Below are 24,693 nucleotides of genomic sequence, written 5' to 3' on the forward strand. Positions count from 1 at the left end.
CCGCGGGCCGCTTTTTCTTGATAATCGAAAGACGATGGAGAAGAAGGTCACGTTCCGGTCGGCGTGGTTGCCGTGGGCGCTCTTGGCGCCGCAGGCGATCATCATCCTGGTGTTCTTCTACTGGCCGGCCGTGCAGACGCTGATCCAGTCGTTCCAGCAGCAGGACGCCTTCGGCGCTTCGGTGGTGTGGATCGGGCTGGAGAACTTCCGCAACCTGTTCAACGACGAGACCTACCTGGCCTCGTTCGCCGTCACCGCGAAGTTCTCGCTGCTGGTGGCGTTCTTCGGCATCGCGCTGTCGCTGGTGCTGGCGTACTTCGCCGACCGCGTCGCGCGCGGCGCGCTCTTCTACCGCACGCTCCTGATCTGGCCGTACGCCGTCGCCCCTGCGGTGGCCGGCGTGATCTGGCTGTTCCTGTTCTCGCCCAGCATCGGCATGATCGCCTACGCCCTGCGCCAGGCCGACATCCGCTGGGACCCGCTCCTGGACAGCAACCACGCGATGGCGCTCGTCGTCATCGCCGCCGTGTGGAAGCAGATCTCCTACAACTTCCTGTTCTTCGTCGCAGGCCTGCAAAGCATCCCGCGTTCGCTGGTCGAGGCGGCGGCGATCGACGGGGCCGGGCCGTGGCGGCGTTTCTGGACGATCCAGTTCCCGCTGCTGTCGCCCACCACCTTCTTCCTCCTGGTGATCAACGTGGTGTACGCCTTCTTCGACACCTTCGGCATCATCGACGCGGCCACGCACGGCGGCCCGGGCAAGGACACCGCCATCCTGGTCTACAAGGTCTACTTCGACGGCTTCAAGGCGCTGGACCTCGGCGGCTCCGCCGCGCAGTCCGCGGTGCTGATGGTGATCGTGATCGCGCTCACCGTCATCCAGTTCCGCTTCGTGGAGAAGAAGGTGAATTACTGATGGTCGAGCGCAACCGTTTCCTCACCATCCTCACGCACGTCGTGCTCGTGCTGGGCGTGCTCGTCGTGGCCTTCCCCGTCTACCTCACGTTCATCGCGGCCACCCACACGGCGCAGGAAGTCGTGCAGGTGCCGATGCCGCTGACACCCGGCAGCCACGTCGTCGAGAACTTCCGGGCCGTGATCACGGGCGACCGCCACGGCGCCGGCACGAACGCACCCGTGGGCCGCATGATGACCGTGAGCCTGGTGATGGCGCTGGCGATCGCCATCGGCAAGATCGCCATCTCGCTGCTGTCGGCGTTCGCGATCGTCTACTTCCGCTTCCCCTTCCGCATGGCGTTCTTCTGGGCGATCTTCATCACGCTCATGCTGCCGGTGGAGGTGCGCATCCTGCCCACGTACAAGGTCGTGTCGGACCTGGGAATGCTCAATTCGTACGCGGGGCTCACGGTGCCGCTGATCGCATCGGCAACGGCGACCTTCCTGTACCGCCAGTTCTTCCTCACCGTGCCCGACGAACTGGCCGAGGCGGCGCGCATGGACGGCGCCGGGCCGCTGCGCTTCTTCAAGGACGTGCTGCTGCCGCTGTCGGCCACGAGCACGGCCGCGCTCTTCGTCATCCAGTTCATCTACGGCTGGAACCAGTACCTGTGGCCCCTGCTGGTGACCACGGAAGAGCGCATGTACCCGGTGGTCATGGGCATCAAGCAGATGATCCCCACCGGCGGCGACGCGCAGGTCGAGTGGAACCTGGTGATGGCCACGGCCATCCTGGCGATGATCCCGCCGGCGCTGGTCGTGATGCTGATGCAGAAGTGGTTCGTGCGCGGGCTGGTGGATACGGAGAAATAAGAAGATGTCGGGTATCACCCTCACCAACGTGATCAAGCGCTACGGCGCCGGCAAGCAGGCGCTGCAGGTGATCCACGGCGTGAACGCCCAGATCGGCGAAGGCGAGTTCGTCGTCATCGTCGGGCCGTCGGGCTGCGGCAAGTCCACGCTGCTGCGCATGGTCGCCGGCCTGGAGGAGATCACCGAAGGCACGATCGAGATCGGCGGGCGCGTGGTCAACAACCTGGAGCCGGCCGAGCGGGACATCGCGATGGTGTTCCAGAACTACGCGCTGTACCCGCACATGAACGTGTTCGACAACATGGCGTACGGCCTGAAGATCCGCAAGATGCCCATCGAGGAGATCAAGAACCGCGTCGACAAGGCGGCGAAGATCCTCGAGCTGTCGCACCTGCTGGACCGAAAGCCCCGCGCGCTGTCCGGCGGCCAGCGGCAACGCGTCGCGATGGGCCGCGCCATCGTGCGCGCCCCGAAGGTGTTCCTGTTCGACGAGCCGCTCTCGAACCTGGACGCCAAGCTGCGCGCGCAGACCCGCATCGAGATCCAGAAGCTGCACCGCGAACTGGGCATCACCTCGCTGTTCGTCACGCACGACCAGGTCGAGGCCATGACGCTGGCGCAGCGCATGATCGTGATGAACGCCGGCAACATGGAGCAGTTCGGCACGCCCGAGGAGGTGTACCACCGCCCCGCCAGCACGTTCGTCGCGAGCTTCATCGGTTCGCCGCCGATGAACCTGTTGAAAAACGCGCCCGGCGGCAAGGCCGGTGCGATCCTCGGCATCCGCCCCGAGCACCTCGACGTCGGCAACGACGGCTGGGAAGCAACGGTCGAGACCTGCGAACTGCTGGGCGCCGAACGCCTGGTCTACGCCACGGTCGGTGGCGAACAGGTCATCGTGCGCACCGAGGAACACGTCGCCGCGCCGCAGCCGGGCGGCCGCATCCGCGTGAAGCCGCGCGAAGACCGCGTGCACTGGTTCGACGCGGCCAGCGGAAAGCGCATGGGATGAAGGCCTGGCCCTACCCGCGCTGGGTCGCCCATCGCGGTGCGGGCAAGCTTGCGCCGGAGAACACGCTGGCGGCGTTCCGCCTCGGCGCGCAGCACGGCTACCGCATGTTCGAGTGCGACGCGAAGCTGTCGTCGGACGGCGTGCCCTTCCTGATGCACGACGCGACACTGGACCGCACGACGAACGCAAAAGCGGTGTTCGGCCCCGCCCCCAGCAATGTGGGCGGCGACCATGCGTGGGCCGAGCTCGCGCGGCTGGACGCGGGCAGCTGGCACTCGCGCAGCTACGCGGGCGAGCCGCTGCCGACGCTGGAGAACATCGCGCACTACTGCCTCGCCAACGGCTTCTTCCTGAACATCGAGATCAAGCCGACGCCGGGCACCGAGCGCGCCACGGGGGAAGTCGTCGCGCGCCACGCGGCGCGCTTGTGGAACGACGCGGTGGTGCCGCCGCTTCTCACATCGTTCCGCCCCGAAGCGCTGGAAGGCGCGCTGGCCACGGCGGCGCAGCTGCCGCGCGGCTTGCTGCTCGACACCTTGTGGGACGGCTGGTTCGAAGCGGCGAAGAAGCTCGATGTCGTGGCCATCGTCTGCAACCACGCCTTGTGGGACGCGGCCACGGTCAAGCGCGCGCACGACGCCGGCTGGCGGTGCCTGAGCTACACCGTCAACGACGAATGGGCCGCGCAGCGCCTGCTGGCGCTCGGCACCGACGGCGTCATCACCGACCGCGTGGACCTCTTTGCGCCGCTGTAGCTAGCGCAGGTCGCCGGCGAGTGAGGCGAGCGTTTCCGGCGCAATGTGCACGTGCGCCGGGTAGTTGCGGTGGTCGCAGCCGAGCATCACGCCGGCGCCCGCCTTCACCGCGGCAATCATCGGCCGCGTGAACTCGAAGCGCACGAAGTGCACGGCCGAGGTTTTCTCGTCGTTCTCGCGGTCGAGGTCCTCGTCGGCGATCGCGTACACGCGCTCGTGGCCCTCGACCTCGACGAACATGCGGTCCTCGATGCCGATCAGCCGGGCGAGCTCGCGCCGGCGCTCGTTCTCGTCGGGGTACTCGATGAGCATCGTCGCCTTCCAGTTCGTGCCGTCCGGCACCAGCGGCGCGTAGGTGTCGATCTCCGACTGGATGCCCTCCTCCTCGAAGATCTTCTCGATGCGCAGCATCTCCTGCACCTGGTAGCGGATGGTCATCTCGCTTTCGAACTGCAGCGTGACGTGGTCGCCCAGTCCGACGCTGCGCAGCTTGCGGTGCGCGATGACCTCGCCCTTGTGCGCCTTGCGCCACTTGCTGTAGGCCTCCAGCGTCATGAGGCTGTCGTGCGTGATCTTGCCTGTCAGTTGCATGGTCATTCCAACCCGTACGCCTTGCGCACCAGCGACAGCGGATGTTCAAGTTTCGGCTCGCCCAGCGCATTCACCTCGAAGCCCTGGCCGATGTGGTGGCCGGCCAGGGCGCAGTCGGAGCTGATGTAGTCGGGCGCACCGCCTGCGGGGTGGTCGGCCATGCGCTTGAAGAGCGGCTTGCCGATCTTCATCGCGACCTCGTGCGTGCCCTTCTTGACGCCATACGTTCCCGCATGGCCCGAGCATCGCTCGTTCGTGTGCACCTGCGTGCCCGGCACCATCTTCAGCACTTCCTCGGTTTTCCGGCCGATGTTCTGCACGCGCTGGTGGCAGGGCGTGTGGTAACTCACCTTGCCCAGCGGCACGGGGAACTCGGTCTTGAGCAGCCCGTCGCGGCGGCGCGCGGCGAGGTACTCGAACGGATCCCACATCGCCGCCTTCACCGCCTGCACGTCGGCGTCCTGCGGATACATGAGCGGAAGCTCCTGCTTGAACATCAGCGTGCAACTGGGCACGGGCGTGAGGATGGCCCAGCCTTCCTTCGCGTACTTCGCCAGCACGGGGATGTTGGCCTGTTTGCTGGCGTCGACCGAATCGAGGTCGCCCAGCTCCAGCTTGGGCATGCCGCAGCACTTCTCCTTGTTCACGACCACGTAGGGAATCTCGTTGTGGTCGAGGATCTTCAGCAGGTCCAGCCCGATGCCGGGCTCGTTGTAGTTGACGTAGCAGGTGGCGTAGATCGCGACCTTGCCCGGCGTGCGCTCACCATCCTTGACGGGCTGCTCCTTCGCCTTCGGCGCACTGCTGCGAAAGCGCCGCGTGGCGAGCGAGGGCAGCCACGCGTTGCGGTCGACATCCAGCGTCTTTTCGATGACGGCGCGCGCGGGCTTCGTCGCGTTCACCGCATTCACGACCTGCGTCACCACCGGGATGCCCGCGAGCTGGCCGTGCACGTCGGTGGACGACAGCATCTTCGAGCCGAAGCCGACCTCGCCCTTCCTGAACTTGATGGCCTTCGCGCGCAGCATGGTGTGCGGGAAATCCACGTTCCACTCGTGCGGCGGAACGTAGGGGCACTTGGTCATGTAGCACAGGTCGCACAGGTAGCAGTGGTCGACCACCTTCCAGTAGTCCTGCTTGTCGACCCCGTCGACCTCGCCCGTCTTGCCTTCGTCCACCAGGTCGAAGAGCGTGGGGAACGAGTTGCACAGGCTGACGCAGCGGCGGCAGCCGTGGCAGATGTCGAAGATGCGTTCGAGCTCGTTGAGCGCGGACGCCTCGTCCCAGTAGTCCGCGCTTTTCCAGTCGATCGGATGGCGCGTGGGCGCCTCTAGGTTGCCTTCACGCGCCATCTTCTGGGACTTCAGTCGGCGAGTTCGTTCAGCGCCTTGGTGTAGCGGTTCGCATGCGAACGCTCGGCCTTGGCCAGCGTCTCGAACCAGTCGGCGATTTCGTCGAAGCCTTCGGAGCGCGCGGTCTTGGCCATGCCCGGGTACATGTCGGTGTACTCGTGCGTTTCGCCGGCGACGGCGGCCTTCAGGTTGTCGCGCGTCGGGCCGATCGGCAGGCCGGTGGCGGGGTCACCCACCTGCTCGAGCCATTCGAGGTGGCCGTGCGCATGGCCCGTCTCGCCTTCGGCGGTGGAGCGGAACAGCGCGGCGACATCGTTCTGGCCTTCCACGTCGGCCTTGTTTGCGAAGTAGAGATAGCGGCGGTTCGCCTGCGATTCGCCGGCGAATGCGGCCTTCAGGTTCTCTTCCGTCTTCGAGCCCTTGAGGGAAGCCATGGTGTGTTCTCCTGTGTTGAAAGGCGCGATGAGCGTAGCGCGGCGGCGAGAACACCGTCCAATTGGCGGCGGCTATCCATCCAATTGACTGCAGCTATTACTCAGCAGTTTCGATAGCATCGAGCAGTTACGCTATAGTAAACGCGTTACGCAATGGTAAATCGAGGAGCCGACATGACGACCGCGCAGTTGCCGCCGCCCGCGCCCATCCACCAGCTGCACCACTACGCCTACCGGGCCAAGGACGCGGAGGAAACGCGGCGCTTCTACGAAGACATCCTGGGCCTGCCGCTGTACCACATCATCCAGAGCGACGTGGTGCCGAGCACCGGCGAATATTGCCCGTACACGCACTTCTTCTTCCGCCTGCAGGACGGCTCGTTCATCGCCTTCTTCGACCTCGGCGACGACCAGGCCGCCGAGCCCTCGCCCAACACGCCCAAGTGGGTGAACCACATCTCCTTCCGCGTCGACTCCATCGACGACCTGAAGGCGATGAAGGCGCGGCTGGAGGCCAACGGCGTCGAGGTGCTGGGCATCACCGACCACCACATCTTCGACAGCATCTACTTCTTCGACCCCAACGGCGTGCGGCTGGAGCTCACCGCCCAGCGCGCCGACGAGTTCCAGATGCTCGAGGAGAGCAGGACCGCGCACAAGCGCCTGCAGGAGTGGACGGCGCGCAAGGAACAGTGGCGCAAGGACCGCGCGGCCGGCAGGGCCAGCCAGCCGCTCAAGCCGCAGCAGAATGACAGGCCCGAATACGTGAAGAAGTGAGGCCATGGCGGAGGGATACGCGCGTGTCGCGCTGACGAACAGCTACGAATTCGCGCAGGGCTCGGGCTACGCGCTGCCGGAGTACCCGTTCGTCGCGCCGCCCGAGCTCGGCAGCGGCAAACCCGGCCGCCATGCGATCGTGATCGCCGGCGGCGGCCTCGCCGGCCTGACCATGGCGTGCAGCCTCGCGCGCCTGGGCGTCGCCGCCGTCCTGCTCGACGAGGACAACACGGTCGGCGTCAAGGGCGCATCCTCGCGCGGCATCTGCTACACGCAGCGTTCGCTGGAGATCTTCCAGCGCCTCGGTGTGTACGACAAGATCGCCGGCAAGGGCATCCAGTGGAGCGTGGGCCGCACCTTCGCCGGCGACGACGAGGTGTACTCGTTCGACCTGAAGCAGCAGGCGCAGTACAACCTGTCGTGCCAGCCGCCCTTCATCAACATCCAGCAGTTCTACATCGAGGCCTTCCTCGTCGACCGCATCCGCGAGCTGGGCCACGTGGACCTGCGCTGGAACAACCGCATCACCGCTTTCCAGGACGGCCGCGTGGCCACGCTCACGGTCGCCACGCCGCAGGGTGAATACACCATCGAAGCCGATCACGTGATCGACGCCACGGGCTCGCGCTCGCCCTTCCGCAAGTGGGTCGGCGCTTCGGTCACGGCCAAGAAGGGCGACGACCGCTGGTGCATCGCCGACGTGCGCTTCTCCAAGCACCCGCCGGTGGAGCGCCACACCTGGATCGAGGCGCCGTTCAATGACAACCGCGCCGTGTGGCAGCACCTGATGGGTGACGGCGTCTGGCGCATCGACTACCAGATGGCCCCCAATGCCGACCCCGAGCAGGTCAGCCGCGAGGACGTGGTGCGCGAGCGCCTGTCGCGCCAGTTCGGCGCCGACTGCGAACTGGAGATCGTCTGGGTCGGCCCCTATGCGTACCGCAGCGAGTGCGTCGACCAGATGCGGCATGGCCGCGTGTTCTTCATGGGCGACGCCGCGAAGGTCGTCAGCCCCTTCGGCGCGCGCGGCGGAAACACCGGGATCGCCGATGCGGAGAACCTCGCCTGGAAGCTCGCAGCGGTCGTCAAGGGCCGGGCGGCGCCATCGCTGCTCGACACGTACCACGACGAGCGGCATGAAGCCGCACGCCAGAACGTGCTGGTCACGAATCGCACGGCACGCTTCCTGCGCCCCGCGGACGGTGCGGAGAGGCTGTTTCGCTCGGCCGCCCTGAGCCTCGCGCGGCAGTATCCCTTCGCCCGGCAGTTCGTGAACACCGGCCGCATGGCGATCGCCAACCCGTACACCGCTTCGCGCGCCTGCTGCGACGGCGGCGGGCTGCCGGTGCAGAACGTTGCCTTCCGGTGGGCCGACGGAGCGGCGGGAACCGTCAACGACTTGCTGCAGTGGGCCGATGGGCGCTTGCTGCTCATGCTCTTCGGCGATGTCGCAGCGAGCGACCTGCGCCGCGTGCAGGCCCTGGCGGCCAGCGCGCCGCTGCTTGCGGTACAGGTGGTGGGCAAAGGCGACAGGGCCGCCGCACGCGAGCATGTGCGCGATCCACAGGGGCACCTCAAGGGCGCTTGCCATGTGTTCGGGCATTCGTGGGCGCTGGTGCGGCCGGACGCCTATGTCGCCGCGACGGGCGAAGCCGTCGATGCTTCCCTCGTGGAAGCCTTGGGCAAGGCACTGGGAACGGCGGAGGTCGCAGCATGAAGACGGATCTGAACCTGAAGGATGCCGACGGCTTCTACGAGCGCCTCCTCGATGCGCACGAGGGCCTGACACCGGAGCAGTCGCAGCTGCTGAACGCGCGGCTCGTGCTGCTGCTGGCCAACCAGGTCGGCGACCCCGAGGTTCTGGCGCGCTGCGTGGACGCTGCGCGCAACATGCCCTCTGGTATCGTTCAGCCCAAGGGCTGAACACATGATCTTCGTCACCGGCGGCTGCGGTTTCATCGGCTCCTGCTTCGTGCTGGATTGGCTGGAGCAGGCCGACGAGCCCGTCCTGAACCTCGACGCGCTCACCTATGCGGGCCACCTGGGCAACCTCGCGCCGGTGGAGCGCAACGCGCGCTACCACTTCGTGCGCGGCGACATCCGCGACCGCGCCCTCTTCGCGTCGCTGCTCGAGAAGTGGCAGCCGCGCGCCATCGTGCATTTCGCCGCCGAGAGCCACGTCGACCGCTCCATCGCCGGCCCCGCCGCGTTCGTCGACACCAACGTCAACGGCACCGTGGCGCTGCTGGAAGCGACGCTGGCGTACTGGCAGAAGCTCGGCGCGGCGCAAGCGGCGGCCTTCCGCTTCGTCAACGTGTCGACCGACGAGGTGTTCGGCTCGCTGGGCCCCGGCGACGCGCCCTTCACCGAGTCGCATCCCTACCAGCCCAACAGCCCCTATTCGGCGTCGAAGGCCGGCGCCGACCATTTCGTGCGCGCGTGGCACCACACCTTCGACCTGCCGACGATCACGACCAACTGCTCCAACAACTACGGCCCGCGCCAGTTCCCCGAGAAGCTGATCCCGCTGGTGATCCACAACGCGCTGCGCGGCGAGCCGCTGCCGGTGTACGGCGACGGCCAGCAGGTGCGCGACTGGCTCTACGTGGCCGACCACTGCAGTGCGCTGCGCGCCGTGCTCGCGCAAGGCAAGCCGGGAGCCACCTACAACATCGGCGGCCGCGCCGAGATGGCCAACATCGACGTCGTGCGCATCGTGTGCGCAACGCTCGACGAGATGCGGCCCTCGCCCGACGGGCAGCCGCACGAGCGGCTCGTGCGCTACGTGACGGACCGGCGCGGCCATGACCGGCGCTACGCCATCGACGACACTAAGATCGCGGGCGAGCTCGGCTGGGCGCCGTCGGTGCGCTTCGAGGAAGGCATCCGCCGCACGGTGCGCTGGTACCTGGACAACGAAGCCTGGGTGCAATCGGTCACGAGCGGCGCGTACCGCCAGTGGATCGAGCAGCAGTATTCGGCGGGGCGCCCATGACGGCGACGAAACGCAAGGGCATCGTGCTCGCGGGTGGCGCCGGCACGCGCCTGCATCCCGCGACGCTCGCCATGTCGAAGCAGTTGCTGCCCGTCTTCGACAAGCCGATGGTCTATTACCCGCTGTCGACGCTGATGCTCGCCGGCATCCGCGACGTGCTGGTCATCAGCACGCCGCAGGACACGCCGCGCTTCGAGCAGCTGTTGGGCGACGGGTCGGCGTGGGGCATGAACATCACCTACGCCGTGCAGCCGAAGCCCGAGGGCCTCGCGCAGGCTTTCATCATCGGCAAACAGTTCCTGGCCGGCGCCCCCGCGGCGCTGGTGCTGGGCGACAACATCTTCTTCGGCCACGACCTGGTCAAGCTGCTGGCCCAAGCCGATGCGCGGCCTGCGGGAGCGACGGTCTTCGCCTACCACGTGAAGGACCCGCAGCGCTACGGCGTGGTGGCTTTCGACAAGGCGGGCCGCGCGACCTCGATCGAGGAAAAGCCCGCCCAGCCCAAGGGCAACTGCGCCGTCACGGGCCTGTACTTCTACGACAGGGACGTGTGCGACATCGCGGCGGGCGTGAAACCGTCCGCGCGCGGCGAGCTCGAGATCACCACCGTGAACCAGGCCTACCTGGCGCGCGGCGACCTGGCGGTGGAGGTGATGGGCCGCGGCTTCGCATGGCTGGACACGGGCACGCACGAATCGCTGCTCGAAGCCTCGCATTTCATCCAGACGCTGGAAAAGCGCCAGGGCCTGAAGGTCGCATGCCCCGAGGAAGTCGCGTGGCGCAACGGCTGGATCGATGCCGCGCAGCTGCTGGCGCTGGCGGCCCCGCTCGGCAAGAGCGGCTACGGCGACTACCTGCGCGCGCTGGTGGCCGAGGAGCGCTGATGCTGGAAGTCACGCCCACGCGCCTGCCGGAGGTGCTGGTTCTCAAGCCGCGTGTGTTCGGCGACGAGCGCGGCTTCTTCATGGAAAGCTGGAACCAGCAGCGCTTCGACGAAGCCGTGGGGCAGCCGGTGCGGTTCGTCCAGGACAACCACTCGCGCTCGGCGCATGGCGTGCTGCGCGGCATGCACTACCAGGTGGAACCGGCCGCTCAGGGCAAGCTCGTCCGCGTGACGGCGGGGCGCATCTTCGACGTTGCGGTGGACCTGCGAAAGTCCTCGCCCCGCCTGGGCCAGTGGGTGGGCGTGGAGCTTTCGGCCGAGAACGGGCAGCAGTTGTGGATCCCGGCCGGCTTCGGGCACGGCTTCCTGACGCTTTCGGAAGCCGCCGACGTGCTGTACAAGTCCACCGATTTCTACTCCCCCGCGCACGAGCGCATGCTGGCCTGGGACGACCCGCACCTGGGCATCGCGTGGCCGCTGGCAGAGCTGCGGGCGGCCCCGTCACTGTCGGCCAAGGACGCCCAGGCGAAGCGCTGGGCGGAGTGCGAGCTCTTCGCCTCCTAAAATAGCGGGAACCTCCGCGCGCAGCCCCGGGCGCGCCATCCTTTCCCGCCCCATGAACGACACCACCGCCCAACCCGGGCTGAACAGCCTTTCCAAGTCCTTCGAACCCGCGCCCATCGAGGCGCGCTGGGGGCCGTGGTGGGAGCAAAGCGGCTTCGCCAAGGCCGGCTACCGCGGCACGGGCCAGTCGCGCGCCGGCGAGCCGGCCTTCTCGATCCAGCTGCCGCCGCCGAACGTCACCGGGACGCTGCACATGGGGCACGCGTTCAACCAGACGATCATGGACAGCCTGACGCGCTACCACCGCATGCGCGGCTTCAACACGCTGTGGGTGCCGGGCACGGACCACGCGGGCATCGCCACGCAGATCGTGGTGGAGCGCCAGCTGCAGGACCAGAAGCTGTCGCGCCACGATTTGGGCCGCAAGAACTTCGTCGCCAAGGTGTGGGAGTGGAAGGAGAAGTCCGGCAACACCATCACCTCGCAGATGCGCCGCCTGGGCGCGAGCGTCGACTGGTCGCACGAGTACTTCACGATGGACGAGAAGCTCTCGACCATCGTGACCGAGACCTTCGTGCAACTGTACGAGCAGGGCCTGATCTACCGCGGCAAGCGCCTCGTGAACTGGGACCCGGAGCTGAAGTCCGCGGTGAGCGACCTCGAAGTGGAAAGCGAGGAGGAAGACGGCTTCCTCTGGCACATCCGCTACCCGCTGGCCTCCGGCAAGGGCGAACTGGTCGTGGCCACGACGCGCCCGGAAACGATGCTCGGCGACACCGCCGTGATGGTCCACCCCGAGGACGAACGCTACAAGCACCTCGTTGGCCAGAAGGTGAAGCTGCCACTGGTCGACCGCGAGATCCCGGTGATCGCCGACGAGTACGTGGACCGCACCTTCGGCACCGGCGTGGTGAAGGTGACGCCCGCGCACGACTACAACGACTACGCCGTGGGCCAGCGCCACGGCCTGCCGATGATCGGCGTACTGACGCTGGACGCGAAGATCAACGACAACGCGCCGGACAAGTACCGCGGCATGGACCGCTTCGTCGCGCGCAAGGCGGTCGTCGCCGACCTCGAGGCGCAAGGCTTCCTGGCCGAGACCAAGAAGCACAAGCTCGTGGTGCCGCGCTGCGGGCGCACGGGGCAGGTCGTCGAGCCCATGCTCACCGACCAGTGGTTCGTCGCCGTCACGAAGGTGAGCGACAAGGACCCGACGGGCAAGTCGATTGCGCAGAAAGCGATCGATGCCGTCGATTCCGGTGCGGTGCGCTTCGTGCCGGAGAACTGGGTCAACACCTACAACCAGTGGATGAAGAACATCCAGGACTGGTGCATCTCGCGCCAGCTGTGGTGGGGCCACCAGATCCCCGCCTGGTACGACGAAGATGGCAACATCATCGTGGCGCGCAGCGAGGCCGAAGCGCAGGCGAAGGCGCCGGGCAAGAAGCTGCGCCGCGACGAGGACGTGCTCGACACCTGGTACTCGTCGGCGCTGGTGCCCTTCTCCACCCTTGGCTGGCCGCAGAAGACGGCCGAGATGGACTTGTACCTGCCGTCGACCGTCCTGGTGACGGGCTACGAGATCATCTTCTTCTGGGTCGCGCGCATGATCATGATGACGACCCACTTCACTGGGCAGGTGCCCTTCCGCAACGTGTACATCCACGGGATGGTGCGCGACAGCGAAGGCAAGAAGATGTCCAAGTCCGAGGGCAACGTGGTCGACCCGGTGGACCTGATCCAGGGCGCGGACCTCGAGACGCTCACGCACAAGTCCACCGTGGGCCTGCGCAAGCCGGAGACGGCGCCGAAGGTCGCCGCGCGCGTGAAGAAGGAATTCCCGCAAGGCATGCCGGCGTATGGCGCCGATGCGCTGCGCTTCACGATGGCCAGCTACGCCAGCCTGGGCCGCAATATCAACTTCGACACCAAGCGCTGCGAGGGCTACCGCAACTTCTGCAACAAGCTCTGGAACGCCTCGCGCTTCGTGCTGATGAATTGCGAAGGGCACGACCTGCGCGAGGAAGGCGCGACGCGCACACAGGCCGACAAGTGGATCGTCTCGCTGTTGCAGCGCGTGGAAGCGGAAGTCGCGAAAGGCTTCGCCGAGTACCGCCTGGACAACGTGGCCAACACGATCTACCAGTTCGTGTGGGACGAGTACTGCGACTGGTACCTGGAGATCGCGAAGGTCCAGATCCAGACAGGTGACGAAGCGCAGCAGCGCGGCACGCGCCGCACGCTGATACGCGTGCTGGAAGCGATCCTGCGCCTGGCGCACCCGGTGATCCCGTTCATCACCGAGGAGCTGTGGCAAGTCGTGAAGGGCGTCGCGGGCAAGGAAGGCGAGTCGATCAGCGTCGCGCCGTATCCCGAAAGCCAGGCCGCCAACATGGACCCGCAGGCCGAGGCCTGGGCCGCGAAGCTCAAGTCCGTCGTGGATGCCTGCCGCAACCTGCGCGGCGAGATGAACGTGTCGCCCTCGACGCGCCTGCCGGCGTACGTCGTAGCGGGCTCGACGGACGACGCGTCGTTCATCCGCGAAGCCGCGCCGGTGCTGCAAGCGCTGTCGCGCCTGTCGGAAGTCAAGCTGTTCGACGACGCAGTTTCTTGGGCAGCGGCAGCGAAAGCCGCGCCCGTTGCCGTCGTGGGCTCCACGCGCCTGTGCCTGTACATGGAGATCGACCTGGCCGCCGAGAAGGCGCGCCTGGCGAAGGAAGCCGAACGCCTGAAGGGCGAGCTCGCGAAGGCCAACGGCAAGCTCGCCAACGAGGCCTTCGTCGCGAAGGCGCCGCCGGCCGTGATCGAGCAGGAACGCAAGCGCATCGCGGACTTCACCGCCACGCTGGACAAGGTCCAGGAGCAGCTCAAGCGCCTGGGCTGAACGCCCGCGGCTTCAGCGGATGATGAACTGGGGCGGCGTGGCCGGCTCCAGCGGCGCGGTGCCGCTGGGCAGCTGGTCGAGATGGGTCACGCGCGGGGCGGCGAGCGTCTCGTGGATGCGGTGGGCGACGTACCAGCTGGCGCGCAGGCGCGACTCGCGCGTGTGCGAACCGATGCGCGGCGTGAGGAACAGGTTGGTCAGCTCGTGCAGCGGGCTGCCCTTGGAGGCGAAGCCGGCCTCCGCGCCATCGAGCATGCAGGCCTCGATGCGGCCGTCGGTGAGCGCGGCGGCCAGCGCCTCCGTGTCGAACAGATGCGAGCGGCTGGTGCCCACCCACACCTGGCCCGGCTTGCAGTGCGCCAGCACCTTGTCGTTGATGAAGCCCTGGTAGCGCGACGCGTACATCACCTGCACGGAGACCGCGTCGGCCTGCGCCATCATGTCGGCGAGCGACAGCGGCTGGATGTTCAGGCGGCTCCAGATCGGCGCGCTGTGATGCACCGCCGGGTCGTAGCCCACGAGCTTGGCGCCCAGCGCATGCAGCATGAGCGCCAGCGTGTGCGCCGTGGGCGCCAGGCCGAAGATGCCCACGATGCTGCCGTTCAACTCGCGGCCCATGCGGATGTCGGCGTGGCGGTCGCCGATCAGCGACGAGCCGATGCCGCGGCGGTACAGCAGCAGCAGCGAGGCGAGCAGGTATTCGGCGTTGGAGCGGACGTTGGCGGTGGTGGCCTGGATCACGCGGACCTTGCGTTCGCGGCAGGCTTCCAGGTCGGTGTTGTCCGTGCCCACGTGCATGCGGGCCACGGCCTTGAGCATCGGGGCGAAATCGAGGAATTCGCGGGTGACCTGCACCTTGCGCGGCAGGACGACGGCCTGGGCCTTGTAGACGGCCTTGCGCAGTGCGCTCGGGTCCGCGGCCAGCTCCGGCCGCGATTCGACGGAGTGCCGGGCCTCGAGCCATGCCAGGGCTTCCGGCACCAGGCGTTCGAGAAGTAGGATGTCCACCCGGGATGAGTCCTTGTCTGACAGATACGGCTGAACTTAAGTCCGATACTCGTGGGCCCCCGCCACAAGCGTGGGGCAGACTTTAGCTGTAAACAAATGCATCGTCCATGAACAAAATCACACAAATTCGCAAGGCGGTCTTCCCGGTCGCGGGCCTTGGAACCCGCTTTCTGCCGGCCACCAAGGCCTTGCCGAAGGAAATGCTGCCGGTCGTGGACAAGCCCCTGATCCAGTACGCGGTGGAAGAAGCCTACGAGGCCGGCATCCGCCACATGATCTTCGTCACGGGTCGCAACAAGCGTGCCATCGAGGACCACTTCGACACCGCGTACGAGCTGGAGAACGAACTCGAGATCAACCAGAAGCACGAACTGCTGCGGGTCGTGCGCTCGGTGCCCGAGGACATGGATTGCTCCTACGTGCGGCAGCCCCGCGCGCTCGGCCTCGGGCACGCCGTGCTGTGCGCCGAACCGCTGGTGGGCGACGAGCCGTTCGCGGTGCTCCTGGCCGACGACCTGATGTGCGGCCCCGAGGGCGGCCCGGGCGTGCTGACGCAAATGGTCAACGTTTTTCGCGAGAAGCAGACAAGTTTGGTCGCCGTGCAGGAGGTCCCGCTCGAACACGTCCAGCGTTACGGCATCGTCGCCGGCACCGACGCGGGCGAGCGCCTGCTCAAGGCCGAGAAGCTGGTGGAAAAACCCTCGCCCCAGAACGCGCCGTCACGCATGGGCGTCTCGGGCCGCTACATCCTCACGCCCGCGGTGTTCGAGGAGATCCGCAACAACCCGCGCGGGGCCGGCGGCGAGATCCAGCTGACCGACGGCATCGCCAAGCTCATCGCGACGGAAGGCGTGCATGCCTACCGCTACGAAGGCAAGCGCTACGACTGCGGCAGCAAGCAGGGCTTCCTCGAAGCCACGGTCGAATTCGCCCTGAAGCACGGCGAAGTCGGGCCGGGCTTCCAGGAATACATCCGGCAGCTGAAGGCCTAGCGGCGCTTGAGCACGTGGACGTACTCCTCGCCCACGGTCTGCTGCTCCACCAGTTCGTTGCCGGTCTGCTTCGCGAAGGCCTGGAAGTCGCGCACCGAGCCCGAGTCGGTCGCCACCACCTTCAGCAGCTGGCCGGACTGCATGTCCGCCAGCGCCTTCTTGGCCTTGAGGATGGGCAGCGGGCAATTGAGCCCGCGCGTGTCGATTTCCTTGTCGACGTTCATCGCATCTCCATGAACTTGGGTTCGTGGCCGCGGCTGCGCAGCCATTCGGCCAGCGCGTAGCCGGTGCCGGCGGGCCAGCACATCACGTCGTCGTACTTGAACAGCTTGTGCTCGGCGAGTTCGGGCGACAGGCGCACCTCGCCTTCGCAGCGCGCATGGAAGGCGATGATGACCTGGTTCATGCGGAAGAATTCGTAGACGCCGATCAGGTTCAGCTCGCGCGCGTCGAGGTTGGTCTCTTCCTTGATCTCGCGCGCGATGCCGTCCTTCGGCGTCTCGCCCGCTTCCATGAAGCCGGTGATGAGCGCGAAGCGCCGGCCGGGCCAGGCCGCGTTGCGCGCCAGCAGGATGTGGCCTTCGTACTCGATCACCGCCGCAAGGACCGGCGTCGGGTTGTTCCAGTGCGTCCAGCCACAAGCAGTGCAGCGCAGGCGCGCCTTCTCGCCACCGTCCTCCATCTGCGCGATGCTTTGCAGCGGGGTCGCGCAGTGGGGGCAGAACCGCCACTCGTGCTGCGTCACGCGGGGAACACTCCGGTCGACAGGTAGCGGTCGCCGCGGTCGCACACCACGAAGACGATCGTGGCGTTCTCGACCTTCTTCGCGACTTCCAGCGCCACCCACAGCGCGCCCGCAGCCGAGATGCCGGCGAAGATGCCCTCTTCGCGCGCCAGGCGCCGGCACATCTCCTCGGCGTCGTCCTGGCTCACGTAGACCATTTCGTCGACCGCGGCCGGGTCGTAGATCTTGGGCAGGTATTCCTCGGGCCACTTGCGGATGCCGGGGATGCGCGAGCCTTCGTTGGGCTGCGCGCCGACGATGCGCACCTTGGGGTTCTTCTCGCGCATGTAGCGCGACACGCCGGTGATCGTGCCCGTCGTGCCCATCGCGCTCACGAAGTGCGTGATGCGGCCCTGCGTCTGGTCCCACAGCTCGGGGCCGGTGGTCTCGTAGTGGATGCGCGGGTTGTCGGCGTTGGCGAACTGGTCCAGCACGCGGCCCTTGCCTTCGCGCTGCATGTTCTCGGCGAGGTCGCGCGCGTACTCCATGCCGCCGCTCTTGGGCGTGAGCAGCAGCTCGGCGCCGAAGGCCTTCATCGTCTGCGCGCGCTCGACCGACAGGTCCTCCGGCATGATCAGCACCATGCGGTAGCCGCGGATCGCCGCGGCCATCGCCAGCGCGATGCCGGTGTTGCCCGAAGTGGCCTCGATCAGCGTGTCGCCGGGCTTGATCTCGCCGCGCTCCTCGGCGCGCTTGATCATCGACAACGCGGGACGGTCCTTCACGGAGCCGGCCGGGTTGTTGCCCTCGAGCTTGCCGAGGATCACGTTGCCGCGCTTGCGGTTGTCCTCGGCCCCGATGCGCTGCAGCGCAACCAGCGGCGTCCTGCCGATCGCGTCCTCGATCGTGGGGTAGGTGACGGCGTTCATGCATGTCACTGTGCCACAATTCATTTCTCCCTCTCCTGAGCCCGGAGTGGTGAAATTGGTAGACGCAGGGGACTCAAAATCCCCCGGGGTAAAACCCGTGCCGGTTCGATTCCGGCCTCCGGGACCACTTGCTTCGCGCGTGGCCCCTCGTGCCGGATTCGAACCGGCACATGTGCCCGAAATGGAACGCGCGCAAGCGCGCGGGATTCCGGCCTCCTACTCGGCGAGCAGCCGATCCGCGACGTTCTTCGCGTGCACGCGCAGCTCGGGCACGGCCGTCGCTTCCCAGCGCTGCGCCTTGAGCAAAGGCCCCACGTAGCGCACGTTGCGCAGCGGCGTGCCGTCGGCGCGCAGCACGTGGTAGTCGTCGTCCACCGCGAGGCCCAGCGACAGCGGGTCGATCTGCAGCTGCGACGTGTCGCGCAGGTGCGAGATGAGCGCATCGGCGACGCGGCGCAGGTCGCTGGACGGGCCGGTGCAGTTCACCACCGCCGCGAAAGTGGACTCCGTCGGCGCCGCGGCGCCTCGCGCACGCCACGTCACATGCGCGAGCCCGTCGCCGTTGGCATGGACATCGAGCAACCGTCCCTGCACCACCCTGAGCTGCCCCGAATCGAGCGCCGCGCGGATGCGCCGGAAGATCGCCGGCGCCGCGCGGTGCCGGTGCGTGTCCCAGTACGGGCCCACGTGGCGCACGAACTGCTTGCGCGACTTCGCGTCGAGCTGCTGCCACAGGCGCGGTGTGATCGGGCGCAGGCCACCGATGACGTCGCGCCAGTCGTGCCCTTCCACCGCGGCGCGGGCCAGCAGTTCGCGCGTCGCGCGCAGGCAGCGGCGCAGGTTCGTCTCGCCGGCCAGGAAGTCCCCCGGCACGAGGTGCGCGGCAGGCGGCGTTTCCTGTTCGCGGTGCGGCTGCGGCAACAGCGCGCGGCGCGACAGCATGGTGATGGGCCCGTGGTGTCCCTGGTCCAGCAGGCGCAGCACGGCGTCGTAGGCCGTGAGGCCCGTGCCCACCAGCAGCACCGGCGCGTCGGGCTTGAGTTCTTCGAGCACGCCATGCGCCCACACGTCGTTCACCAGCGGCGCGACGGTCCAGTCGATCTCGCGCGATGCACGCGGCGGCTGCGGCGTGAAATTGCCCAGCGCGAGCACCACTTCGTTCGCCTCGATGGCGCGGCCCGACGCCAGGTGGATCACCGGCGCCTGCCCGTCGCCTTGCGTCTCGATGCGCAGCACCTCGCCTTCGACCATCTCGAGCCGCACGCCCTCGTCCGCGGCCGCTTGCGCACGCAGCAGGCAGCGCTCGAGGTAGTCGCCGTAGAGGCTGCGAGGCACGAAGTCGCCGCCCTTGTAGCGCAGCCCGCGGCTTTTCAGGAAGTCGATGAAGCCGGATTCGTGCGCGGGGTCGATGCTCATGCGCCCCGCGGGCACGTTGAGCAGGTGGCTCGGCGAGTTGGTGCCGTAGGCCAGGCCGCGGCCGAAACTGAGCGAGCGGTTGATGAGGCAGATGCGCGCAGGGCCCTTCAGGCGCTGCAGCAGCTGCACGGCGACGGCCATGCCGGAGAAGCCGGCGCCGACGATGGCAAAGGTGGGGGAAGACTTCATGGTGCGGGTCAACCGGCGGCGTGCAAAAGCTTGACGCCGATGAATACGAGGATGGCGGAGAGCGTGCGGCGCAGGACCACTTGCGGCAACTTCGACGAGAGCAGCGCGCCGACCACGACGCCGGGCAGCGAGCCGATGAGCAGGTTGCCGAGCAGGTTCAGGTCGACATGGCCGGCGACGAGGTGGCCCATGCCCGCGAACATCGCGAGCGGGATGGCGTGCACGATGTCGGTGGCGATGAGGCGCGAGGAAGTCAGGCGCAGCGGGTAGAGGTACGCGAGGAAGACGACGCCGAGCGCGCCCGCCCCAATCGAAGTGAGCGTGACGAGGAAACCGAGCGTCGCCCCGCAAGCCACCGTCATGAAAGGCTGCAGGGCCTTGAACGTTTCGGCATCGCCGATGCGCAGGCGCCGCCCCAGTTCGTGCAGCTGCTCCTGGAACAGCATGGCCGTCGCCGTCACGAGGATGGCCATCGCGATCGCGCCCTTGACCCATTCGGTGGAATGCGCGTCGACGGGATAGGTGGAAAGCCACCACATGGTGGCAGCCGATGCGGGCAGGCTCCCGAGCCACAGGCGGCGCACGACCTGCCAGTCGATCAAGCCGCGGGCGCTGTGCACCTTCGTCGCCGCGATCTTGGTGAAGGCCGCGAACCAGAGGTCGGTTCCGACGGCGGCCATGGGCGCCGTGCCGAAGATCAGGAGCAGGATCGGCGTCATCACCGAGCCGCCCCCGACGCCGGTCAGGCCGACCAGCACGCCGGTGAAGGCGCCCGCGGTGGCGAGCATGGGGTTGAAGTCGAAGGTCACGGCCGGCTTGGTGTAGACTGCAGCCCGAAATATATGTTTAACTGCACTCAGCAGTTTAATGTTTAATACATGAAAGGCCACCAGATCCCGGTCGCCGACCTCAACGCCCGGCGGCGTGAGGCGGTGCGCCTGCGGCTGCAGGGCGAAAAGCTCGCCGCGGTCGCTGCGGCCACGGGGCTGAGCGCGCCCACGATCATCGGGGCCCTGAAGGCCTACCGGGACGGCGGCTGGAATGCCGTGCAAGTGAGCCCTCGCCAAGGCCGGCCGAAACGGGAGGCCGAAGGCCTGCCTCCGGAGCTCCTGCACGGGCTCGTCCAGGCCATGCTCGCGGGCCCGCCGGAGGACTCCGGCGTCGGCCAGAAGCTGTGGAGCCGCAAGGCCCTGGGCGACTGGCTGAAGGCCCAGGGCAGCGAGCGCAGCGCCGGCACCGTGACCCGGCTGTGCGAGATGCTCGGGCTGGATTTCGAGGACAGCGCCCTGCCCCAGGCCGCAAGCGCCGAGGGCGTCATGCGCTGGTCGGGCATCGAGACCTACCTGCCCGCCTGGCCGGGCGTGCCGGCCGACAGCGGCAAGATCGGCCTGCTGGTCGCGCGCGATGCCCGCGGCCAGCTGCTCTGGCTCGCCTTCGCCGGGCCGCTCGAAGCGCGCCACTACCGCGAATTCCTCCAACGCATCGCGACGCGACGCACCGCCATCGAGTTGAGCGTGCCGGGCTCGGCGCGCCTGCTGCGCGTGCCCGAGCTGCGCGAGTGGCTGGATGCGCACCGCGATGCCGTGCGCCTCGTCGACCCGCAGGTCGGCACGCCCAGCGTGCTCGCCGCACCCACGATCCTCAGGGCGCCCGCGCCCGCCCCTGTCGAAAGGACCTCCATGAACCTCACCCACCTGCAACGCCTCGAGGCGGAGAGCATCCACATCATGCGCGAGGTGGTCGCCGAGTGCGAGAAGCCGGTGATGCTCTATTCCATCGGCAAGGACAGCGCCGTGATGCTGCACCTGGCGATGAAGGCCTTCTACCCGAGCAAGCCGCCTTTCCCGCTGCTGCACGTGGACACGCGGTGGAAGTTTCGCGACATGTACGCCTTCCGCGACAAGATGGTGAAGGACCTGGGGCTGGACCTGCTGGTGCACACCAACCCCGAAGGCGTCGCGAAGAACATCAACCCCTTCACGCACGGCTCTGCGATCCACACCGACGTGATGAAGACCGAGGGCCTGAAGCAGGCGCTGGACAAGTACGGCTTCGACGCGGCCTTCGGCGGCGCGCGCCGCGACGAGGAGAAGTCGCGCGCGAAGGAACGCATCTTCTCCTTCCGCACCGCGCAGCACCGCTGGGACCCCAAGAGCCAGCGCCCCGAGCTCTGGAAGCTGTACAACGCGCGCAAGCACAAGGGCGAGTCGCTGCGCGTGTTCCCGCTGTCGAACTGGACCGAACTGGACATCTGGCAGTACATCTACCTGCAGAAGATCCCGATCGTGCCGCTGTACTTCGCGGCCAAGCGCCCGGTGGTCGAGCGCGGCGGCACGCTGATCATGGTCGACGACGAGCGCATGCCGCTGGGCGCGGGCGAGGTGCCCATGATGCGCAAGGTGCGCTTCCGCACGCTGGGCTGCTACCCGCTGACCGGCGCGATCGAGTCCGAGGCCGACACGCTGCAGGACATCATCCAGGAGATGCTGCTGGCGAAGACCTCCGAGCGCCAGGGCCGCGTGATCGACCACGACCAGTCGGCCTCGATGGAGAAGAAGAAGCAGGAGGGCTATTTCTGATGGACGCGCTCATTTCCACCGACATCGCCCAATACCTCGAGAAGCACGAGAAGAAGAGCCTGCTGCGCTTCATCACCTGCGGCAGCGTCGACGACGGCAAGAGCACGCTGATCGGCCGCCTGCTGTACGACTCGAAGATGCTGTTCGAGGACCAGATTGCGGCGATGGAAGCCGACTCGCGCAAGTGGGGCACGCAGGGCGACAACATCGACTTCGCGCTGCTCGTCGACGGCCTGGCCGCCGAGCGCGAGCAGGGCATCACCATCGACGTCGCCTACCGCTTCTTCTCGACCGAGAACCGCAAGTTCATCGTCGCCGACACGCCGGGCCACGAGCAGTACACGCGCAACATGGTCACCGGTGCGTCGACGGCCGACGCCGCGATCCTGATGGTCGATGCTCGCAAGGGCGTGCTCACGCAGACCCGGCGCCACAGCTACCTGGTGTCGCTGCTGGGCATCGAGCACATCTGCGTGGCCATCAACAAGATGGACCTCGTCGACTACACGGAGAAGACGTATCAGAAGATCGTCGACGACTACCTGGCGTTCGCCGGGCAGATCGGCCTGAAGGACGTCACCTTCATCCCGGTCTCCGCCTTCAAGGGCCACAACATCACCGGCCGCAGCGAGAAGATGCCCTGGTACAACGGGCCGACACTGATGGGTTGGCTCGAGACGGTGGAAGTGGACGAGGAGCGCCAGCAGAAGGGCCCGTTCCGCCTGCCCGTGCAATGGGTGAACCGCCCGGACCTCGACTTCCGCGGCTTCTCCGGCACGATCGCGGGTGGCACGGTGAAGCCCGGCGACCGCATCCGGGTACAGCCCTCCGGCAAGGAGAGCACCGTCAAGCGCATCGTCACCCTCGACGGCGACCTGCCGCACGCGGTGGCGGGCCAGTCGGTGACGATCGCGCTCGCCGACGAAGTGGACATCTCGCGCGGCGACCTGATCTCGCAGGCCGATGCGCCGGCCGGTGTCGCCGACCAGTTCGAGACCACCATCGTATGGATGCACGAGGAGCAGCTGCTGCCCGGCCGCTTCTACCTGATGAAGATGGGCACGCGCACGGTGACCGCTTCCGTGATGGACGTGAAGTACCAGGTCAACGTCAACACGCTGGAGCACACCGCCGCCAAGACGCTGGGCCTGAACGCCATCGGCGTGTGCACGCTCAACCTTGACCGCCCCATCGGCTTCGATCCCTACAAGGAGAACCGCGACACCGGCGGTTTCATCCTGATCGACCGCATGACCAACGCCACCGTCGGCGCGGGGATGATCCATTTCGCGCTGCGCCGCAGCCAGAACGTGCACGTGCAGCACACGGACGTGGACAAGGCCGCGCGCTGCAAGCTGAACGGCCAGAAGTCGTGCGTCGTGTGGTTCACGGGCCTGTCGGGATCGGGCAAGTCAACCATCTCGAACCTTCTCGAGAAGCGCCTCTTCGCGATGGGCCACCGCACCTACCTGCTCGACGGCGACAACGTGCGGCACGGCCTCAACAAGGACCTGGGCTTCACCGACACCGACCGCGTGGAGAACATCCGCCGCGTCGCCGAAGTGGCCAAGCTGATGGTCGATGCGGGCCTGATTGTGATGACCGCGTTCATCTCGCCCTTCCGCGCCGAGCGGCGCATGGCGCGCTCGCTCGTCGCGCAGGACGAGTTCATCGAGATCCACATCGACGTGCCGCTGGCCGTGGCCGAGCAGCGCGACGTGAAGGGCCTGTACAAGAAGGCGCGGCGCGGCGAGCTGAAGAACTTCACCGGCATCGACTCGCGCTACGAGGAGCCGGAGTCGCCCGAGCTGCGCCTGCAGACCGACCGCGTCACGCCCGCGGAAGCGGTCGACCGCATCGTCGCGCTGCTGCGCGAGCGCGGCGTGTTGCCCTAGGGCCGCATGGCCGCGAGGCCTTCGCGCACGGTCGGAAAGCGCAGCGCCACGCGCAGCTCGCGCTTGAGGCGCTCGTTGGACAGCTGCCGGGATTCGTTCAGGAAGCCCAGCGAGTTGAGCGACAGCTCCTGTTCGGCCGATGCCCGCGCGACGCGGCGCGGCCGTTGCAGGCCGTAGATGTCCGCTGCCAGGTCGTAGTAGTCGCCCGCCTTCAGGCGCGTGTCGTCGTTGGTGTTGTACACACGCTGCGCCGAACCCCGCCAAAGCGCCACCTCGACGGCCAGCGCGAGATCGTCGGCATGCACGTGGTTCGTGTACACATCCTCGGGGGCCGCCAGCACGGGCGTGCCCTGCTCGAGGCGCTCACGCGGGCTGCCGCTGCGCCCCGGCCCGTAGATGCCCGGCACACGCAGGATGGACACGCGCGACCCGGTGCGGCGGCCGAAATGCCGCACCAGCCGCTCGGCGTCGAGCCGGCGCTGCGCGCGCGGCGTCCTCGGGTTCGGCGGACGAGCCTCGGCGACAAGAGCCCCGCCGCAGTCGCCGTACACCCCACTGGTGGACGCGTAGACCATGCTCGCCGGCGCGGACCGCCCCGCCAGCGCGCGCAGCAGGGCGAGCGTGCGGAAGTCCCGCCACCACGCACCCGAGTGCTCGGTCGCCGGCGGCGCGAGGTGGATGGCACGGGTGGCGAGGCCGGCCAGGCGCCGCAACGACAGGGGGTCATCGAGATTGCCCGCCAGGGGCACGATCCCCGCCGCCCGCAAGGTTGCATGACGCTCCGGTGTGGAGCTGAGCGCCCTCATCAGCACGCGCCCGCGCAAGCGGCTGGCGACACGCAACCCGATGTCGCCGCAGCCCACGATGAGCACGCGCTCGCGCCGGAAGCGCGACGGCAGCGCGCCTAGGGGACTCTGGATTGAGGGCAAAATCGACTGTTC

At 67.5% G+C, this 24,693-nt stretch carries 24 protein-coding genes, 1 tRNA gene and 1 pseudogene; 16 read left to right on the forward strand and 10 right to left on the reverse strand.

From position 1 onward, the window contains the following. Positions 1-34 precede the first annotated feature (34 nt). From ugpA to ugpQ, 4 genes are read left to right on the forward strand one after another with little or no spacing between them, the layout of a single operon-like run. Positions 35-916, forward strand: coding sequence for a sn-glycerol-3-phosphate ABC transporter permease UgpA (ugpA, locus tag WG903_RS18735; protein ID WP_340078098.1), 882 nt, complete (start codon positions 35-37; stop codon positions 914-916). Further along, complete coding sequence (gene ugpE / locus WG903_RS18740; protein ID WP_340078099.1) at positions 916-1,770, forward strand: sn-glycerol-3-phosphate ABC transporter permease UgpE; 855 nt, start codon at positions 916-918, stop codon at positions 1,768-1,770. The genes ugpA and ugpE overlap by 1 nt, the downstream gene beginning before the upstream one ends. A 4-nt stretch (positions 1,771-1,774) precedes the next feature. After that, positions 1,775-2,782, forward strand: coding sequence for a sn-glycerol-3-phosphate ABC transporter ATP-binding protein UgpC (ugpC, locus tag WG903_RS18745; protein WP_340078100.1), 1,008 nt, complete (start codon positions 1,775-1,777; stop codon positions 2,780-2,782). Further along, entirely contained in the window at positions 2,779-3,537 is a 759-nt protein-coding gene (gene ugpQ, locus WG903_RS18750; RefSeq protein WP_340078101.1) for a glycerophosphodiester phosphodiesterase, read from the forward strand. Before ugpC ends, ugpQ begins: the two co-directional genes overlap by 4 nt. Here ugpQ and WG903_RS18755 read toward each other — a convergent pair whose 3' ends face one another. Genes WG903_RS18755 through WG903_RS18765 form a run of 3 tightly spaced genes read right to left on the reverse strand, consistent with a single transcriptional unit; the run spans position 3,538 to position 5,914 of the window. Next, positions 3,538-4,128, reverse strand: coding sequence for a DUF3501 family protein (locus WG903_RS18755; RefSeq protein WP_340078284.1), 591 nt, complete (start codon positions 4,126-4,128; stop codon positions 3,538-3,540). It lies immediately after the preceding gene. A 2-nt stretch (positions 4,129-4,130) separates the two neighbouring features. Beyond that, positions 4,131-5,480, reverse strand: coding sequence for a heterodisulfide reductase-related iron-sulfur binding cluster (locus tag WG903_RS18760; protein WP_340078102.1), 1,350 nt, complete (start codon positions 5,478-5,480; stop codon positions 4,131-4,133). An 11-nt stretch (positions 5,481-5,491) separates the two neighbouring features. After that, complete coding sequence (locus WG903_RS18765; protein WP_340078103.1) at positions 5,492-5,914, reverse strand: rubrerythrin family protein; 423 nt, start codon at positions 5,912-5,914, stop codon at positions 5,492-5,494. Positions 5,915-6,088: 174 nt separating this feature from the next. Here WG903_RS18765 and WG903_RS18770 point away from each other — a divergent pair, with 174 nt between their 5' ends. The 7 genes from WG903_RS18770 to WG903_RS18800 are packed head-to-tail and all read left to right on the forward strand — an operon-like array spanning position 6,089 to position 14,020. Then, the gene (locus tag WG903_RS18770; RefSeq protein ID WP_340078104.1) at positions 6,089-6,691 is read left to right on the forward strand and encodes a VOC family protein; all 603 of its coding nucleotides are present in this window, start codon (positions 6,089-6,091) and stop codon (positions 6,689-6,691) included. Positions 6,692-6,695: 4 nt separating this feature from the next. Continuing rightward, on the forward strand, positions 6,696-8,408 hold the full coding sequence (locus WG903_RS18775) for an FAD-dependent monooxygenase (protein ID WP_340078105.1): 1,713 nt from the start codon (positions 6,696-6,698) through the stop codon (positions 8,406-8,408). Next, positions 8,405-8,614 carry a DUF2783 domain-containing protein gene (locus tag WG903_RS18780; RefSeq protein WP_340078106.1) on the forward strand — a complete coding sequence of 70 codons (210 nt, stop codon included), beginning with the start codon at positions 8,405-8,407 and terminating at the stop codon, positions 8,612-8,614. Before WG903_RS18775 ends, WG903_RS18780 begins: the two co-directional genes overlap by 4 nt. A gap of 4 nt (positions 8,615-8,618) precedes the next feature. Then, complete coding sequence (gene rfbB / locus WG903_RS18785) at positions 8,619-9,686, forward strand: dTDP-glucose 4,6-dehydratase (RefSeq protein WP_340078107.1); 1,068 nt, start codon at positions 8,619-8,621, stop codon at positions 9,684-9,686. After that, the gene (rfbA, locus tag WG903_RS18790; protein WP_340078108.1) at positions 9,683-10,570 is read left to right on the forward strand and encodes a glucose-1-phosphate thymidylyltransferase RfbA; all 888 of its coding nucleotides are present in this window, start codon (positions 9,683-9,685) and stop codon (positions 10,568-10,570) included. Before rfbB ends, rfbA begins: the two co-directional genes overlap by 4 nt. A 2-nt stretch (positions 10,571-10,572) precedes the next feature. Then, positions 10,573-11,133, forward strand: coding sequence for a dTDP-4-dehydrorhamnose 3,5-epimerase (rfbC, locus tag WG903_RS18795; protein WP_340078285.1), 561 nt, complete (start codon positions 10,573-10,575; stop codon positions 11,131-11,133). 52 nt (positions 11,134-11,185) lie between these two features. Next, complete coding sequence (locus WG903_RS18800) at positions 11,186-14,020, forward strand: valine--tRNA ligase (protein WP_340078109.1); 2,835 nt, start codon at positions 11,186-11,188, stop codon at positions 14,018-14,020. A gap of 12 nt (positions 14,021-14,032) precedes the next feature. Here WG903_RS18800 and WG903_RS18805 read toward each other — a convergent pair whose 3' ends face one another. After that, the gene (locus WG903_RS18805; RefSeq protein WP_340078110.1) at positions 14,033-15,028 is read right to left on the reverse strand and encodes an NAD(P)-dependent oxidoreductase; all 996 of its coding nucleotides are present in this window, start codon (positions 15,026-15,028) and stop codon (positions 14,033-14,035) included. Positions 15,029-15,135: 107 nt separating this feature from the next. Here WG903_RS18805 and galU point away from each other — a divergent pair, with 107 nt between their 5' ends. Next, positions 15,136-16,020 carry a UTP--glucose-1-phosphate uridylyltransferase GalU gene (galU, locus tag WG903_RS18810; RefSeq protein WP_340078111.1) on the forward strand — a complete coding sequence of 295 codons (885 nt, stop codon included), beginning with the start codon at positions 15,136-15,138 and terminating at the stop codon, positions 16,018-16,020. On the opposite strand, the gene WG903_RS18815 is transcribed toward galU, so the two are convergent. The 3 genes from WG903_RS18815 to cysM are packed head-to-tail and all read right to left on the reverse strand — an operon-like array spanning position 16,017 to position 17,673. Then, a complete protein-coding gene (locus WG903_RS18815) occupies positions 16,017-16,244 on the reverse strand; it encodes a sulfurtransferase TusA family protein (RefSeq protein ID WP_340078112.1) in 228 nt (75 codons plus the stop codon). The two genes, galU and WG903_RS18815, sit on opposite strands and share 4 nt — an antisense overlap. Then, positions 16,241-16,702 carry an NUDIX domain-containing protein gene (locus WG903_RS18820; protein WP_445263638.1) on the reverse strand — a complete coding sequence of 154 codons (462 nt, stop codon included), beginning with the start codon at positions 16,700-16,702 and terminating at the stop codon, positions 16,241-16,243. The genes WG903_RS18815 and WG903_RS18820 overlap by 4 nt, the downstream gene beginning before the upstream one ends. A 59-nt stretch (positions 16,703-16,761) precedes the next feature. Further along, positions 16,762-17,673, reverse strand: a complete 912-nt coding sequence (gene cysM, locus WG903_RS18825; protein ID WP_340078114.1) for a cysteine synthase CysM — start codon at positions 17,671-17,673, stop codon at positions 16,762-16,764. A 40-nt stretch (positions 17,674-17,713) separates the two neighbouring features. Between cysM and WG903_RS18830 the strand changes: the two genes are divergently transcribed. Next, positions 17,714-17,800, forward strand: a tRNA-Leu gene (locus WG903_RS18830). 89 nt (positions 17,801-17,889) lie between these two features. On the opposite strand, the gene WG903_RS18835 is transcribed toward WG903_RS18830, so the two are convergent. Both WG903_RS18835 and WG903_RS18840 read right to left on the reverse strand, forming a co-directional pair. Then, the gene (locus tag WG903_RS18835) at positions 17,890-19,278 is read right to left on the reverse strand and encodes an FAD/NAD(P)-binding protein (RefSeq protein ID WP_340078115.1); all 1,389 of its coding nucleotides are present in this window, start codon (positions 19,276-19,278) and stop codon (positions 17,890-17,892) included. Positions 19,279-19,286: 8 nt separating this feature from the next. Next, positions 19,287-20,087 carry a sulfite exporter TauE/SafE family protein gene (locus WG903_RS18840; RefSeq protein ID WP_340078116.1) on the reverse strand — a complete coding sequence of 267 codons (801 nt, stop codon included), beginning with the start codon at positions 20,085-20,087 and terminating at the stop codon, positions 19,287-19,289. Positions 20,088-20,156: 69 nt separating this feature from the next. Between WG903_RS18840 and WG903_RS18845 the strand changes: the two are divergent. The 3 genes and pseudogenes from WG903_RS18845 to cysN form a co-directional block, all read left to right on the forward strand. Continuing rightward, positions 20,157-20,348: pseudogene (locus WG903_RS18845) on the forward strand (helix-turn-helix domain-containing protein); the annotation flags it as partial. Between the two features lie 609 nt (positions 20,349-20,957). Next, positions 20,958-21,857 (forward strand): sulfate adenylyltransferase subunit CysD, encoded by a 900-nt coding sequence (gene cysD, locus WG903_RS18850; protein ID WP_340078286.1) that lies wholly within the window; start codon positions 20,958-20,960, stop codon positions 21,855-21,857. Further along, positions 21,857-23,752 carry a sulfate adenylyltransferase subunit CysN gene (cysN, locus tag WG903_RS18855; RefSeq protein WP_340078117.1) on the forward strand — a complete coding sequence of 632 codons (1,896 nt, stop codon included), beginning with the start codon at positions 21,857-21,859 and terminating at the stop codon, positions 23,750-23,752. The genes cysD and cysN overlap by 1 nt, the downstream gene beginning before the upstream one ends. On the opposite strand, the gene WG903_RS18860 is transcribed toward cysN, so the two are convergent. Beyond that, positions 23,749-24,681: an NAD-dependent epimerase/dehydratase family protein gene (locus WG903_RS18860; protein ID WP_340078118.1), complete on the reverse strand. Its 933-nt coding sequence runs from the start codon at positions 24,679-24,681 to the stop codon at positions 23,749-23,751. The two genes, cysN and WG903_RS18860, sit on opposite strands and share 4 nt — an antisense overlap. Positions 24,682-24,693 lie beyond the last annotated feature (12 nt).

Origin of the sequence: Ramlibacter sp. PS4R-6, from assembly GCF_037572775.1 — a bacterium.
Classification (GTDB): domain Bacteria; phylum Pseudomonadota; class Gammaproteobacteria; order Burkholderiales; family Burkholderiaceae_C; genus Ramlibacter.